The organism is Thorsellia anophelis DSM 18579 (genome assembly GCF_900111395.1).
GTDB classification, from domain to species: Bacteria; Pseudomonadota; Gammaproteobacteria; order Enterobacterales; family Thorselliaceae; genus Thorsellia; species Thorsellia anophelis.
The window spans coordinates 55874-69949 of record NZ_FOHV01000005.1 but is presented as its reverse complement, the minus strand read 5'-3'; the positions used below and the strand labels follow the sequence as shown (position 1 = coordinate 69949).

Here is a 14076-nt window from a genome sequence, read left to right as displayed (position 1 = left end):
ATTTTTAGCCTACAATGGGATGACATTGATGCAAACGCAAACAATACAGCCTACAAATGAGACAGTGTATACAGTTAGTAAACTTAATCAAACTGTACGGTTAGCATTAGAACAAACCGCAACACGTGTTTTAATAGTTGGTGAAATTTCAAATTTTTCTGCACCAAGCTCTGGTCATTGGTACTTTACTCTAAAAGATAACACTGCTCAAGTTAAGGCTGCTATGTTTCGAGGGAACAATCGGCTAGTCAATTTTTCCCCGCAAAATGGAATGCAGGTGATGGTACGTGCGACAGTCACTTTGTATGAGCCTCGAGGTGATTATCAAATTATTGTTGAAAAAATTAAGCCTGCAGGAGAGGGGCTATTGCAGCAGCAATTTGATGCGCTTAAAGCTAAACTTGCTGAAGAGGGCTTATTTGCCAATCATTTAAAAAAAATATTACCAAAGCCTGCTAAAAAATTAGGGATAATCACATCCCCAACTGGCGCAGCCTTACAAGATATTTTACAAGTCTTGAAAAGGCGAGATCCACAACTTCCTGTAATTATTTACCCAAGTCAAGTGCAAGGTGAGCCTGCTGTTAAGCAACTTATCCAAATGATAGAGATAGCTAATAAACGGATGGAATGTGACGTATTGATATTGGCAAGGGGGGGCGGATCATTAGAAGATCTATGGTGTTTTAATAATGAAGCGCTTGCAAGGGCTATATTCGCCAGCAAAATACCTATTATAAGTGGCGTAGGGCATGAAACTGATGTAACGATTGCTGATTTTGTTGCTGATGTACGGGCTCCTACTCCTTCTGCTGCTGCTGAATTAGTGAGTCGTAATCAGCAAGAAATGCTAGAAAGTTGTCGTAAATTAGAACAACGGTTAGAATTTTCAATGGATTACTATCTTTCTGTGCAGAATCAAAATTATGCCAAACTTAATCATCGATTGAATTTACAGCACCCTGAATTACAAATAGCAAGAAAATTGCTGAAATTGAATGAATTAATTTCTAAGCTAGGTCAGCTCCAGACTAATGCTATTGCAAAACAAGTTAAACAATTAGCATTACAGGCTGAGAAATTAAAATCTCATAATCCCTATACTATCAGCGTAGATCGTTTAGCGAAGGTAACAAAACGCCTTGAGTTTCTTAACCCTATTTTAAAATTTAGACCTATTGAAACATCAATTACTACAGCTATGTCAAAATTGACTAGATTGATGAATGATAAAATTAAGTCTAATCAATTTAGACTTTCAAATATTGATAAAGCTTTGTACCCTACTCAAAACCAAATAATCTCATATAAACAAGGGCAGTTATCAAATATCATCCAAAAGTTTAATAATGTGAATTTAGTGCAACCGAATTATTCAAAACTTGGATTGTTGAATCAAAAGTTATATCAATTTTCCCCGCAAGCAAGTATTCAATCACATTATCAGCAGTTACTTGCTTTATCTAATAGAAAGAATCAATCTATTAAAGTTAGAATAGAAACCTCAAAATTAGAGATGCGCGCTTGTGTAGGTCAGCTTGATGCTTTAAGCCCACTCAAAAGCTTAGAGAGGGGATTTGCTGTTGCATTGACAAATAAGCAAGAAAGAATCAAGAGTAAACAGCAAGTGTTGCAAGGTGACATTATTCAGACTAGAGTCAGCGACGGAAAAATTACAAGCCAAGTGTTAAGAGTAGATGACTTGTAGGCTTAGTATTAATTAAACCATCAGGGGCGTGTATAAACAAGGGATGTAGCCATATTCTTAAAGAGTTTACTTATAACACTTGATTGATCCGATATCTCTATTGCATTTTGATAGATGCAATAGAGATCTACACGGATATTAGGAATCAAATGCTGTGGTTGCATTGACTAAATCTTGTGTTTTAGCTTGTAAGGTTTTAGTCACATCCATCGTTTGTTGCGTTAAATTAGCATTTTCACGAATGATTTTATCTAGATCATCAATTGCTAAGTCAACCTGTACAATGCCTTGGGTTTGTTCATGAGTAGCTGTACTAATGTCGTTAATCATTTCGTTGACGCGTTGAACTTGCTGCACAATTTCATTAATTTCTTTATCAGCATGTTCTACTAGTGTAGAACCAGCGTTAACAGTTGTAATACTTTTTTCGATGAGACCTTTAATTTCATTGGCTGCTTGGGCACTTCTTTGTGCTAGTGAACGAACTTCCCCTGCAACAACTGCAAATCCTCGACCCTGTTCACCCGCTCTAGCTGCTTCAACTGCTGCATTTAAAGCTAAGATATTGGTTTGAAAAGCAATGCCATCAATTATGCTGATTATGTCACCGATCTTTTGTGAGCTGTCACTAATATCGTGCATAGTATCTATGATTTGTTTCATAGCCTGTCCACCTTTTATAGCCGAAGAGTTTGCAACTTCAGCAAATTCACTAGCTTGTTTAGCAGCGTCAGATGTATTCTTAACATTTGATGTAATTTGCGCCATAGCGGAGGCTGTAGAATTAACATTTTCTGTTGCCCTATCTATTTGTACAATAAGTGCATTCATTTCATCAACTATCATATTACCTGCAGTTTGAACACTTGCGGCTTCTTCCGTTAAATCATCGATAACCCATTTGAATTTTAATCCAATTTGGCTGATACTTCTTATCGTCATGCCGATTTCATCAGCTTTATTTATCGTGACAGAGCCAAACTCTTTACCACTTGCTACGCCAATCGCATAATTTTTCATTTTTAAAACAGGTTTGATAAGTTGTGATTCAATCCAAAGAATCAAGATTAGATTAAAAATTACAGTTGCTGACCCTAATATTAAAAATTTGGTCATATCAATCGCGACTAACCAAGCTGTAAGTAACATTGCAAAAGTTAAAAAAATAGGTGGAAGAAATGCTCTTAGCCTAAACGACATGGTTTTATTAAAATTAAAAATTGATAATAAACCTTTTCGGATAAGCACACCTTTATACAATTTAAAATTTGATTTTTTTTCATTCATAGCCTTATACAGTGCTTCAGCTTCTTGAATTTGACTGCGGCTTGGTTTAGTTCTAATTGACATGTACCCTATGTGCTGATTATTTTTGATAACCGGCATGGCATTAGCAGTAACCCAATAATGGTCACCATTGCGGCGTCTATTTTTAACAGCAGCACTCCAAGGCTCCCCACCTTTAATAGTACGCCACATATCTTCAAATGCTTCTTTAGGCATATCTGGATGGCGAACAATGTTATGAGGTTGACCATGTAATTCATCGTAAGTGAAACCACTTACTTTTGTGAATGCTTCATTAGCATAATTGATGTAGCTGTCTAAGTCTGTTGTCGAAGTTAATGTTGTTTTGGAATCCAGTTCGAACTCTTTTTGAGTTACTGGTTGATTGTTGCGCATGAAATCTCCTTAGTGGACTAAATATAAAGTATATTATTATTTCTTTTTTTCTAATGTTCGATGCCTAGACTGTACATTCTTTCCGCGAGAACGAAAATAATCTGCAAGTTGCTCTGCTACATACACAGAACGGTGTTTCCCACCAGTACATCCTACAGCGATGGTCAAATAACTTCTATTATTAGTCTCTAGCATAGGAAGCCATTGTTCTAAATAGCTTCTAGTTTGATAAATAAAATTATGCACTTCAGTGTGGCGCCCTAAAAAAGCGGCAACAGGTTTATCAAGACCTGTCATAGGCCTTAACTTTGGATCCCAGTGAGGATTTGGTAAAAAGCGTACATCAAAAACATAGTCAGCATCAATTGGTAGGCCATGTTTAAACCCGAAAGATTCAAATACGATAGTTAATTCTCGTTCACGTTTACCAAGTAGACGGGCCCTTAACATCTCAGCTAGTTCATGAACTGACATTTCAGAGGTATCTATTAACAAGTCAGCTTGGGATCTGAGGGGTTCTAATAATTCGCCTTCCTTTTCAATTGCACTTTCTAATGATAAATTATGTACAGAAAGCGGATGAAGGCGGCGGGTATCACTATAACGGCGGATAAGAGTATTACGATCTGCATCTAAAAAGAGTAATTGAGGAATGCATTTTTCAGGTAACTGCTTCATGACAGATTCAAATACTTCAGGGTCTTGAGGCATGTTACGAACATCAATACTAATTGCAGCAGAACTGACTTGTTTCGAAAGTTCATCAGCTAAAGAGGGAAGTAGTACAACGGGAATATTGTCAACACAGTAAAACCCCATATCTTCTAGTGCACGCAAAGCAACAGATTTACCTGAGCCTGAGCGTCCGCTGACAATCATTAAAATCATACAAGCCGCCTTATTTTAATTTCTTCTGATTCTGTTAGTGCTTTTAATCTTATTGCTAGGTGATAATTATTTAGAAATAATGAGTTATTGAACAATTAAAATTTATTCATTTTGGTTTTCCCCTACAAAAAGTGTTAAAACTCATTGTAGGGGATTTTCAGATGATTAATGGTTGCGCATTTTTTCTTTATGTTTTGTTAGTTGCCTTGCTAATTTATCTAAGAGTAGATCCATCGCGGCATACATATCTGAATCATGTTCTGCTTTAGCATGGATTTCACCACCATTTACAAAAAGCGTAGTCTCAGCTATTTTTTTGACCCCTTCTATGTGTAAAACAATTTGTGCTTGATTGATTCTGTCGAAATATTGAGTCAATTTTGTGAATTTTGTATCGACAAATTCATTAATAGCGGGTGTAATTTCAATATGGTGACCAACAATAGAAATTTGCATATAACTCTCCTTTGATTAACATGGTTGATAAAAATCTCACTAAGTTTACTTTAATATCGGCAGTTATAATGTTTTCCTTAAATTCGATGCAGGAAAACCTAACTGCTCACGATACTTTGCAACTGTCCTTCTTGCAACGTCATACCCTAATTCTTTAAGTTTTGTCTCAAGTTTACTATCACTAAAGGGTTTTGTTGTATTTTCGGATTCTATCCATTGTTTTAAATATGATTTTATCACGCTAGATGAAATTTCTTCACCTTGTTCGTTTGTTACATGACTAGAGAAAAAATACTTCAACTCGAACGTACCTCTAGCACAAATTAAATATTTATTTTGGCATGCTCTTGAAATAGTCGATTCTGACATTTCTAGTATACTAGCAATATCTGCTAAAACCATCGGTTTTAAAAAGCTTTCACCTTTTTCAAAAAACTCTATTTGATTTGCAACAATTTGATTCGCGACTAAGAGTAAAGTTTTATAACGTCCCTCTAGACTTAATAATACTGTTTTAGCACTTTGATAAGCTTGTTGCAAATATTCAATTGCATTCTTTTGTACATTATCTCGTTTTGCACTGTTTTTTTTCTCCCTTTGTAACATTTTTACATATTCCGTATCAAGTACAATTTTGGGAAAGAGACTATTATTTAATTGTATTTGCCATTCATTATTTGTTTTTAGGACAACAATATCTGGCGTAATAGCTAAATTTTCTGAGTCATAAAAGTCTTTAGCAGGGAAAGGATCTAAAGTCGCTAAAAGAGAGAGTGCAGATTGCAATTGTACTTCACTGATACGAAGAGATTTAATAATCGTTCTAAAATCTCGTTTTTCTAGGAGCTCAGATTTGTCTTTCAAAAGTATCTTGGCAAGTTCGACAACTTCATTATTAGATTGCGCATTAAGTTGAATTAATAATCGTTCTTGTAAAGAGTAGGTTGCAAGGCTAATTGGGTCAAATAATTGTATACGGGATAACACACTTTTGTAGTCAGATTCAAAATCATAAGCGGGCATAACCACCTTTAATGCCGATATGATGTCTTCACGGCTTTGCGTTAAATACCCATTTTCATCTATGGCATCTATGATAAATATAGCGATGAGTTCTTCTGTCCGAGTAAATGGAGTAACAGAAACTTGTTCTAATAAGTGTTCTTTTAAAGAAATAGAAGTTGTTTTATTTTCATAGTAATCATCCATAAGTTCATCTTTTTTAACACCTAATGAGTCTAAATCATGCCGCTGAGTAACATCAAAGTCATCCTGGTAGTGATCCTCCCACTGTGAATCTAGCGGTAATTCAGCTAAATTTTGGGTTTCAATCGCCTCAGAAACAGAAGGTTCTAGGTAAGTATTACTTATTTCATCTTCGTGTAGATGCGTATCGATTGGTAATATTTCACTGTCATAAGTCAGTGGACCATCATCAACTGGGTCATGTAAATATTTATCTGAATCATGCTCTAAGGTTAAAAATGGATTTTCTATGATTAAAGCGTTAAGAGTTTGTTCTAACTCTAAAGAGGAGAGCTGGAGGAATTGTAATGACTGCTGCAACTGAGGTGTGAAAGCTAATTGTTGACTAGTTCTAAGTTGCAGTGTGTTTTTCATATCAAAATGTCAACGTAATCTAAAGTTTAAAATCTTCACCAAGGTATACGCGTTTGACTTCCTCATCTTCTAAGATTTCATCTGGGGTCCCTTTAGCAATCAAATGTCCTTGGCTCACAATATAAGCATGCTCACATACATCTAAGGTTTCTCTTACATTATGATCGGTTATTAGTACACCTAAACCACTTTTTTTCAAATGCACAATGATATTTTTAATATCAATTACTGAAATAGGGTCAACACCCGCAAATGGTTCATCAAGCAAAATAAATTTAGGATTCGCAGCAAGTGCACGCGCAATTTCAACTCGCCTGCGTTCTCCACCTGAGAGTGCTTGACCTAGACTGTTTCGTAAATGGCTGACATGAAATTCTTCTAATAGTTCATCTGCACGCAATAAGCGTTGTTTATGATCGAGGTCTTTTCTCAGTTCCAGCACTGCCATTAGATTATTAATGACACTTAATCTCCTAAAAATAGATGCTTCTTGTGGCAAATAACCAATACCTAATCTTGCTCGTTCATGTAAAGGTAAGTGAGTTATGTCATTGCCATTAATTAAAATTCTACCTGAATCACGGGCGACAATACCAACTACCATATAGAATGTTGTTGTTTTACCTGCGCCGTTTGGCCCAAGTAACCCCACTATTTCACCTGACTTAACTTCAAGGCTGACATCTTTAACAACTTGTCTATTTTTATATGATTTTGCTAAGTTTTCAGCAATAAGTGTGGATGATTCCATTTCTGTCCTATATATAATAATGTGATAGCAAATATGTACTTTAAACGGTTGAGTTACTGAAATCTAAACATAGCTAGGGTTTATCGTTTTCTTGAATCTGTTTAGGATTCAATATGGTAATGACTCTATCACCTTTCGCTTCCATTTTTTGTTCTTTTACAAGATAGACAATTTTATCACCTTTAACGTTACTATCTAGTTGTGAGATAAAAGCGTTACCAGTTAGCGTGATTTTTTCAATTTCTAACTCATAACGCATTTGGTTTGCATGGCCTTCAATTGGTTTTCCATCATCTTGTAGTTGAGAAAATTTTAAAGGTGAACCATAAGCATCAACAACTGCTTTGGTTTGATCACCATTAGGCGTCGTGACAACGACTTTATCTGCAATAATATTAATTGAACCTTGGGTAATGACAACCGAGTCAGTGAAGGTTGCGATATTATTCGTAATGTCTAATGATTGACTGTTAGAGGAAATATGCATAGGCTGTTCAGTATCGCCAGTCTTGGCAACTGATTGGTTTGTGAAACCAAATAATATGGTGATTAAAACAATAGAATGTTTAATCAATTTGAGCTGTGTAGCATAACTGTAAAAAAGAGGGGGAGTTTGACTATTTTTATTCACGTTATAATCCTGTTTTTGGCTATCAATTAATCTATCTTATTACAATTAGTGCAGTAAAACACCTATTTTAATTTTACGTGACTAAACTTTGATCAATTTGTTAGTTTACTATCAGTTTGTGGCAGTTTGTGGTTGATAAATTGACATGACATTGTTCAATAATTTTGCTTGTTGTGATTTTATATTTCCTATCAGCCCATTGCCTTTAGAAGAAAAACCATCACCCTCTAGTGTCACCGCAACTTCACTCATAATATCTTGAGTATTTAAATCAATTGATGCAGATTCTGTAACAATATTATCTAATATTGCAACTGCTTCTAGGCGGTTAACCTTTACATTTCCTTGTAAAAAAAGAAGCCTATTTTCATCAATATCAGCACGTTCAGCACTGACTTTCCAATCTGGCTTACCAGTTTCTCCAAAAATGATAAGAATAGGATCTTTCAATTCACTTTTACCAGAATCAGCACGGTTTTTAGCAAATTTAGCTAATAATTCATGTGATAGTTTACCTAACTCGTCATAAGCAAGAGTTTTAGTCTCCGTAGCTATATAAGTTGGTGAGTCTTCGTTTGGCTCTTCATTAAGATTATCATTAGTATCCATATCTGCAAACTTGATACCTATGAGAGTTAACGCAACTAAGATTAAAAGTATCGTTAAACCTTTATCTTTTATTGTCATATATAATTTATTCATAGGCCTATTATACCGATAAACCACTAGCAAAATGAAGATGGTCTTTTGCAAATAAAATTAAATCGCAGACTTCTCTTACTGCGCCTTTTCCACCTTCTAATTGCGTCTGGTAATGTGAGTGAGTTATGAGCATAGGATGTGCATCTTTAACTGCTATCGATAGCCCTACTTTATCCATTACAGGAGCATCAATGAGATCATCCCCGATATAAGCAATCGAATCATGTGACAACTGTGTTTGCTTGCATAGGTCTTCGAATGCGATAAGTTTATTTGATTGGCCTTGATAGATGTGTTTAATTTTTAAAGTTGCTGCACGGTGTTCAACGAGTTTAGATTGTCTGCCAGTAATTAGGGCAGTTTCAATACCAATCTGTAAGAGGGCATGTATACCAAATCCATCGCGGACATGGAAAGCTTTTAATTCTTCACCAGCATTGCCCATATAGATCAAGCCATCTGTTAATACCCCATCTACATCGCATATAACAAGTTTGATTCTTTTCGCTTTCTGTATGAGGGTTGAATCAAGTTTTTTAAAATCATCAATATAAGACACACTTATTTCCTTTTAGCACAAACTGGATGAAGCGACATTTTAATTCATCTGTCGCCTGTTGATTATGATAACACATTATACTACCCCAGCTCTTAGCAAATCATGCATATGTAAAACACCAACTAATTTTTGATTTTCTGCAACAATAAGGGCTGTTATATGCTTTGCTTGCATAAGATTAAGCGCATCAACAGCCAGTGCATTTGGATGAATATTAATTCCACCTTTTGTCATCACTTCTAAAATTGATGCGGTTCTTAGATCAATGTCAGTTTCAAAAATACGGCGCAAATCACCATCAGTAAAGACACCTTCAATTTTATTCTGTTCATTACAAATAACAACTAACCCTAGGTTTTTTTGAGTGATTTCAACAAGTGCATCTTTAAGGGATGCCTCAACATTTACAATAGGCATAGCGGAGTGAGTATGCATAATATCATGGACTTTTAGTAGCAACTTACGACCTAAAGCACCTCCAGGATGGGAAAGTGCAAAATCCTCAGAATTAAACCCTCTTGCTTCAAGTAAGCTTATAGCCATTGCATCTCCCATCACTAAAGTTGCCGTTGTGCTTGATGTTGGGGCAAGACCCAAAGGGCACGCTTCTTTAGGTGTTTTAATGCAAATATGTACATCTGAAGCTTTTGCAAGTGTGCTTTCAGTTGAGTTTGTCATTGAAATCATGGGTATTTGCAATCTTTTTAGGGTGGGTAGTAATGCTGTAATCTCAGGTGATTCACCAGAGTTTGAAATTAAAATTAAGATATCACTAGGGGTTACCATGCCTAAATCACCGTGGCTTGCTTCAGCAGGATGAACAAAAAAAGCTGGAGTGCCAGTGCTTGCGAAAGTGGCCGCCATTTTTTTTCCGATATGGCCGGACTTTCCTATTCCCATTACAATTACTTTTCCTTTTGTTGCAAATATTCTTTCACATGCAAGTTGAAAATCATCATTAACATACTTAAATAGTTCATTAATTCCTTCTAACTCTATCTTAATTGTTCGTTTGGCACTTTCAATAAAATTGTGAGTACTTTGAGTTAATCTATTAGTTTCTTGTATCATTTGTAATCCTTTAAAAATCAATAAAAAATGCTAATGATTACCATTATCTTTAAATAGGAATTGATTAAAATTTAACTTATTTTGTTTAATTACAGCAGGTACATCGTTTGGGTAATTATACACTTAAATACAAGCAAGTTAGTGAGAATTTAAATTATGCTTACGGCAAATAAAATTTAAATCAAAATTTCCATTAATCCAATGATAAAACTATCTTCATTATAGTCTCATAAAAGAGTATACTGAACACAATAATTATTAATAACAGGTTTAATGAATTTCAATCAAATGGGTAAGGCATATGCAAAGCAGATTTTTTTCAGATAGAGATGAATTGTCTATTGAGGTAGCAAAACTGATTTTATCAGTTATTCCAGAAGATACGAGGGTTAATGTTTTACTGAGCGCAGGGACATTACCATTACAAATATATGAATATTTAGTACCAAAATTAAAAATGCATCAATACAGTGGTGTGCATTATTATCTGGCAGATGAAATACCAATTAGTGCAGGTGATATTTCAATGCTCACTTACGCTAGAGTGCGTGATAACTTTTTTATTCCCGCTCAAATCCCAACTGATAGAATACACGCTTTAAATATGAATAGCATAAAAAATATTGATGAAGAAATCGCTAAAGCTGGTGGAATTGATATCGCGTTACTGTCATTAGAGTCTGATGGACATATTGCAGCTAACTTACCAGGCTCATCTTTTGAAAGTGAATCAAGAGAATTAACGGTAGATAAAAATAATCAAGATATCGTTAATTCACTTCAAGATAGGGTAGGGCATGATTTGGTAGTTCCCGATTCTGTGCTTACGATTGGCATGAAAACCATTAAACAGGCTAAACGTATTGTTTTAGTCGCTGTTGGTGATAAAAAAGCAAATGCAACGTTGTATTTAATGCGCGCTCCTTTGAGTGAGTCATTACCTGCATCTATTTTGCATTTACATGGAAATTGCCATCTGATGATAGATGCTGCAGCTGCTAGAGGAATACAGGGATAAATTCCTACTACGCAATTGTTGAATAAAAGGGTATAACTTGATGTCTGTAAAGCAACAAAATCTAATTGAAGTCGATAATATAACTTATGAGACAGATAATAGAGCTATTTTCTCTAACCTCACGTTATCAATTCAAAAAGGTAAAATAACTGCGATTATGGGCCCCTCAGGAATTGGTAAGACAACTTTATTAAGGTTAATAGGTGGGCAAATCCAACCGGTAGAGGGACATATATGGTTTGATGGACTTGATATCCCTAACCTTCATCGTTCTGAATTATACCAAGTCAGAAAAAGAATGGGGATGTTATTTCAATCGGGTGCTTTGTTTTCTGAATTAACAGTTTTTGAAAATGTTGCTTTTGCACTAAAAGAACATACACAATTACCAGCCGATATTATCAATACAATTGTTCTAATGAAACTTGAAGCCGTTGGATTAAGAGGCGCAAGTAATCTTATGCCTTCACAATTATCGGGCGGTATGGCAAGAAGAGCTGCGTTAGCTAGAGCTATTGCATTAGATCCAGATCTTGTCATGTTCGACGAGCCCTTTGTCGGACAAGATCCTATCACAATGGGTGTATTAGTGGAGTTGATAAAGCAAATCAACCAAGCCCTTGGAATTACTTGTGTGGTTGTATCACACGATGTACCTGAGGTTTTAAGTATTGCTGATTATGCGTATATTATTGCAGACAAAAGAGTTATCGCACAAGGAACGCCACAGCAGTTACAATCTAATGAAGATGCGCAAGTTAGGCAATTTTTAGATGGTTTAGCAGATGGCCCCGTACCTTTCAGGTATCCTGCAGATTCTTATGAATATTCGATCGCAAATAGTGGACTAATTTAAAAATTGATAGATAAAATATGATAAAACAATTATTGATTCAATCGGGCCGTTCTACTCTTTTATTTGTCCATCATTTTGGTCAAGCTGGCGTGATGTTATTTCAGGCTTTAATTGGGCGGCCAGAACCTATTAAACAATTCCCACTTTTAATCAAACAAATTTATGTCATAGGTGTCCAATCTTTAATGATTTGTGTTGTATCTGGCTTATTTATTGGAATGGTTTTAGGGTTACAGGGATATTTAGTTCTAACCACCTATGGTGCAGAAAATAGTCTTGGCATGATGGTTTCTCTTTCATTATTACGTGAATTAGGTCCTGTTGTTACCGCGCTTTTATTTGCTGGTAGAGCAGGTTCGGCGATTACCGCTGAAATAGGGTTAATGAAAGCGACGGAACAATTATCCAGTCTAGAAATGATGGCGGTAGATCCCCTTCGAAGGATTATAGCACCAAGGTTCTGGGCAGGAATAATCAGTATGCCTTTACTAGCGTTAATTTTTATTTCTGTAGGGATTTTAGGAGGGGCATTGGTCGGTGTCTCTTGGAAAGGAATTGATGCAGGATTTTTTTGGTCTGCAATGAATGATGCAGTTCAGGTAAGGTATGATATCGTTAATGCAATTATCAAGAGTATTGTTTTTGCGTTTACTGTAATGTGGATAGCGCTTTATAACGGATATTATAGCACAGCAACGTCATCCGGCATAAGCCAAGCGACAACTAGAACTGTTGTACATGCTTCACTTGCAGTATTAGGATTAGATTTTGTGTTGACGGCGGTTATGTTTGGTTAATGATTTAAATTTTTACTCCCAAACTGAATGAATTCAAAATTTTGGTGTTAACATTTTGATATTAAGGTTATTATGAAAAAAGCAAAAATTGAATTACTAGTTGGATTTTTTATGCTGCTAGGAACTATATCATTGATATTTTTATTACTTAAAGTAGCTGATATTAAAAACTTAAAAAGTCAAAGCACTTATACACTCTATGCAACTTTTGATAATGTTGGCAGTCTTAAGATTCGCTCACCTGTAAAAATAGGTGGCGTTGTTATTGGTAGAGTAACTAACATCAAATTAGATGAAAAAACGTATACACCTGTTGTCACTATGGCGATTGATAGTCAGTATAACCAGATTCCAAATAGTAGCTCATTATCAGTTAGAAGTGCGGGACTACTTGGTGAACAATTTTTAGCGCTTAATATGGGGGTTCATGATCCTGACATTTTCCAGACCTATTATTTAAGTGATCAAAACAGAATTGAAGACACGAAATCAGCTATTGTGTTAGAGGACATTATAGGACAAATTGTTTATAGCCTTAAAGGCGGAGATAAGCCTAGCGATAAGGAAATACCTTCTGAAATAATAGAATGATAGGTAGACAAGCCATTTTATATTAAAATAATCATATATATACTGAAACCAAAAACTTAATTTAGAGGCAATACTATGACAATTAAAATCAAGAGCTTAAAAAATATTTTTCAACTCTTTTCTATTAAAATCCTATTTTTGGCTATGTTATCAGTGTTTTCATTTTCTAGTTTTGCAATAGATGAAACAAATCCTTATGCATTAATGAATGAAACAGCTGAGAAAGTATTTGCCAGAATGAAAGAAGAACAAAGCCAGATCAAGGCTAATCCTGATCATTTAAGAACGATAGTAAAAGAAGAATTAATACCCTACGTACATGTAAAGTATGCAGGCGCATTAGTCTTAGGCCAATATTATCAATCAGCTACTGAAGAAGAACGCACTGCTTTTTTTAATGCCTTTGAAGCTTACTTAACTCAAGTATATGGTCAGGCATTAGCCTCATATACAGATCAAGAAATAACAATTGCGCCTGAACAATCTTATGAAGGCAAAGAAACGGTTTCTATTCGTGTGACAATTATTGATAAAGGTGGAAGACCACCTATTAGATTAGATTTCTCATGGAGAAAAAATACTCAAACAGGAAAATGGCAAGCATTTGATATGGCAGCTGAAGGAATTAGCATGATTAACACTAAACAAACTGAATGGGCAGGCCTATTACGTCAAAGTGGTATTGCAGGGTTGATTAGTCAGCTTGAAAAAGATGCTAATATCCAAATTTCACTCGGTAAGTAAC

Annotated in this window: 15 protein-coding genes and 1 pseudogene; 7 read left to right on the top strand and 9 right to left on the bottom strand. The window is 35.3% G+C overall.

Annotated elements, in window-relative coordinates; genetic code table 11:
- Nucleotides 1-28: 28 nt before the first annotated feature.
- Both xseA and BMW37_RS15475 read left to right on the top strand, forming a co-directional pair.
- A pseudogene (gene xseA / locus BMW37_RS15480) lies at nucleotides 29-1099 on the top strand (exodeoxyribonuclease VII large subunit); the annotation flags it as partial.
- Between the two features lie 102 nt (nucleotides 1100-1201).
- On the top strand, nucleotides 1202-1708 hold the full coding sequence (locus BMW37_RS15475) for an exodeoxyribonuclease VII large subunit (protein ID WP_425441758.1): 507 nt from the start codon (nucleotides 1202-1204) through the stop codon (nucleotides 1706-1708).
- A 138-nt stretch (nucleotides 1709-1846) separates the two neighbouring features.
- Here the strand turns inward: BMW37_RS15475 and BMW37_RS04265 are convergent, their stop codons facing one another.
- The 9 genes from BMW37_RS04265 to kdsD all read right to left on the bottom strand — a co-directional run bounded on the left by BMW37_RS04265 (nucleotide 1847) and on the right by kdsD (nucleotide 10069).
- Complete coding sequence (locus BMW37_RS04265; RefSeq protein ID WP_093318065.1) at nucleotides 1847-3391, bottom strand: methyl-accepting chemotaxis protein; 1545 nt, start codon at nucleotides 3389-3391, stop codon at nucleotides 1847-1849.
- Nucleotides 3392-3427: 36 nt separating this feature from the next.
- A complete protein-coding gene (rapZ, locus tag BMW37_RS04260) occupies nucleotides 3428-4279 on the bottom strand; it encodes an RNase adapter RapZ (RefSeq protein WP_093318063.1) in 852 nt (283 codons plus the stop codon).
- 165 nt (nucleotides 4280-4444) lie between these two features.
- Entirely contained in the window at nucleotides 4445-4735 is a 291-nt protein-coding gene (gene hpf / locus BMW37_RS04255) for a ribosome hibernation promoting factor (protein WP_093318062.1), read from the bottom strand.
- Between the two features lie 63 nt (nucleotides 4736-4798).
- A complete protein-coding gene (gene rpoN / locus BMW37_RS04250; RefSeq protein WP_093318061.1) occupies nucleotides 4799-6355 on the bottom strand; it encodes an RNA polymerase factor sigma-54 in 1557 nt (518 codons plus the stop codon).
- A gap of 19 nt (nucleotides 6356-6374) precedes the next feature.
- Entirely contained in the window at nucleotides 6375-7106 is a 732-nt protein-coding gene (gene lptB, locus BMW37_RS04245) for an LPS export ABC transporter ATP-binding protein (RefSeq protein ID WP_093318060.1), read from the bottom strand.
- A gap of 73 nt (nucleotides 7107-7179) precedes the next feature.
- Nucleotides 7180-7680 carry a lipopolysaccharide transport periplasmic protein LptA gene (lptA, locus tag BMW37_RS04240; protein WP_245711026.1) on the bottom strand — a complete coding sequence of 167 codons (501 nt, stop codon included), beginning with the start codon at nucleotides 7678-7680 and terminating at the stop codon, nucleotides 7180-7182.
- A 168-nt stretch (nucleotides 7681-7848) separates the two neighbouring features.
- Nucleotides 7849-8439, bottom strand: coding sequence for an LPS export ABC transporter periplasmic protein LptC (gene lptC, locus BMW37_RS04235; RefSeq protein WP_093318056.1), 591 nt, complete (start codon nucleotides 8437-8439; stop codon nucleotides 7849-7851).
- Nucleotides 8440-8446: 7 nt separating this feature from the next.
- Nucleotides 8447-9004, bottom strand: coding sequence for a 3-deoxy-manno-octulosonate-8-phosphatase KdsC (kdsC, locus tag BMW37_RS04230; protein ID WP_093318055.1), 558 nt, complete (start codon nucleotides 9002-9004; stop codon nucleotides 8447-8449).
- A gap of 69 nt (nucleotides 9005-9073) precedes the next feature.
- Nucleotides 9074-10069 (bottom strand): arabinose-5-phosphate isomerase KdsD, encoded by a 996-nt coding sequence (kdsD, locus tag BMW37_RS04225; protein WP_093318054.1) that lies wholly within the window; start codon nucleotides 10067-10069, stop codon nucleotides 9074-9076.
- Nucleotides 10070-10370: 301 nt separating this feature from the next.
- Here kdsD and BMW37_RS04220 point away from each other — a divergent pair, with 301 nt between their 5' ends.
- The 5 genes from BMW37_RS04220 (at nucleotide 10371) to mlaC (ending at nucleotide 14075) form a co-directional block, all read left to right on the top strand.
- Nucleotides 10371-11087, top strand: coding sequence for a 6-phosphogluconolactonase (locus BMW37_RS04220; RefSeq protein WP_093318053.1), 717 nt, complete (start codon nucleotides 10371-10373; stop codon nucleotides 11085-11087).
- A gap of 40 nt (nucleotides 11088-11127) precedes the next feature.
- A complete protein-coding gene (mlaF, locus tag BMW37_RS04215) occupies nucleotides 11128-11943 on the top strand; it encodes a phospholipid ABC transporter ATP-binding protein MlaF (RefSeq protein ID WP_093318052.1) in 816 nt (271 codons plus the stop codon).
- 17 nt (nucleotides 11944-11960) lie between these two features.
- Nucleotides 11961-12740, top strand: coding sequence for a lipid asymmetry maintenance ABC transporter permease subunit MlaE (gene mlaE / locus BMW37_RS04210; protein WP_093318051.1), 780 nt, complete (start codon nucleotides 11961-11963; stop codon nucleotides 12738-12740).
- 72 nt (nucleotides 12741-12812) lie between these two features.
- The gene (gene mlaD / locus BMW37_RS04205; RefSeq protein ID WP_093318050.1) at nucleotides 12813-13331 is read left to right on the top strand and encodes an outer membrane lipid asymmetry maintenance protein MlaD; all 519 of its coding nucleotides are present in this window, start codon (nucleotides 12813-12815) and stop codon (nucleotides 13329-13331) included.
- Between the two features lie 75 nt (nucleotides 13332-13406).
- Nucleotides 13407-14075 carry a phospholipid-binding protein MlaC gene (mlaC, locus tag BMW37_RS04200; RefSeq protein WP_093318049.1) on the top strand — a complete coding sequence of 223 codons (669 nt, stop codon included), beginning with the start codon at nucleotides 13407-13409 and terminating at the stop codon, nucleotides 14073-14075.
- Nucleotide 14076: the final 1 nt, after the last annotated feature.

Excerpts from the sequence above, each read along its gene's own strand:
- BMW37_RS15475 (WP_425441758.1), top strand. The coding sequence starts at position 1,202 with ATGTCAAAATTGACTAGATTGATGAATGATAAAATTAAGTCTAATCAA.
- BMW37_RS04265 (WP_093318065.1), bottom strand. The coding sequence starts at position 3,391 with ATGCGCAACAATCAACCAGTAACTCAAAAAGAGTTCGAACTGGATTCC.
- rapZ (WP_093318063.1), bottom strand. The coding sequence starts at position 4,279 with ATGATTTTAATGATTGTCAGCGGACGCTCAGGCTCAGGTAAATCTGTT.
- hpf (WP_093318062.1), bottom strand. The coding sequence starts at position 4,735 with ATGCAAATTTCTATTGTTGGTCACCATATTGAAATTACACCCGCTATT.
- rpoN (WP_093318061.1), bottom strand. The coding sequence starts at position 6,355 with ATGAAAAACACACTGCAACTTAGAACTAGTCAACAATTAGCTTTCACA.
- lptB (WP_093318060.1), bottom strand. The coding sequence starts at position 7,106 with ATGGAATCATCCACACTTATTGCTGAAAACTTAGCAAAATCATATAAA.
- lptC (WP_093318056.1), bottom strand. The coding sequence starts at position 8,439 with ATGAATAAATTATATATGACAATAAAAGATAAAGGTTTAACGATACTT.
- kdsD (WP_093318054.1), bottom strand. The coding sequence starts at position 10,069 with ATGATACAAGAAACTAATAGATTAACTCAAAGTACTCACAATTTTATT.
- BMW37_RS04220 (WP_093318053.1), top strand. The coding sequence starts at position 10,371 with ATGCAAAGCAGATTTTTTTCAGATAGAGATGAATTGTCTATTGAGGTA.
- mlaF (WP_093318052.1), top strand. The coding sequence starts at position 11,128 with ATGTCTGTAAAGCAACAAAATCTAATTGAAGTCGATAATATAACTTAT.
- mlaE (WP_093318051.1), top strand. The coding sequence starts at position 11,961 with ATGATAAAACAATTATTGATTCAATCGGGCCGTTCTACTCTTTTATTT.
- mlaD (WP_093318050.1), top strand. The coding sequence starts at position 12,813 with ATGAAAAAAGCAAAAATTGAATTACTAGTTGGATTTTTTATGCTGCTA.
- mlaC (WP_093318049.1), top strand. The coding sequence starts at position 13,407 with ATGACAATTAAAATCAAGAGCTTAAAAAATATTTTTCAACTCTTTTCT.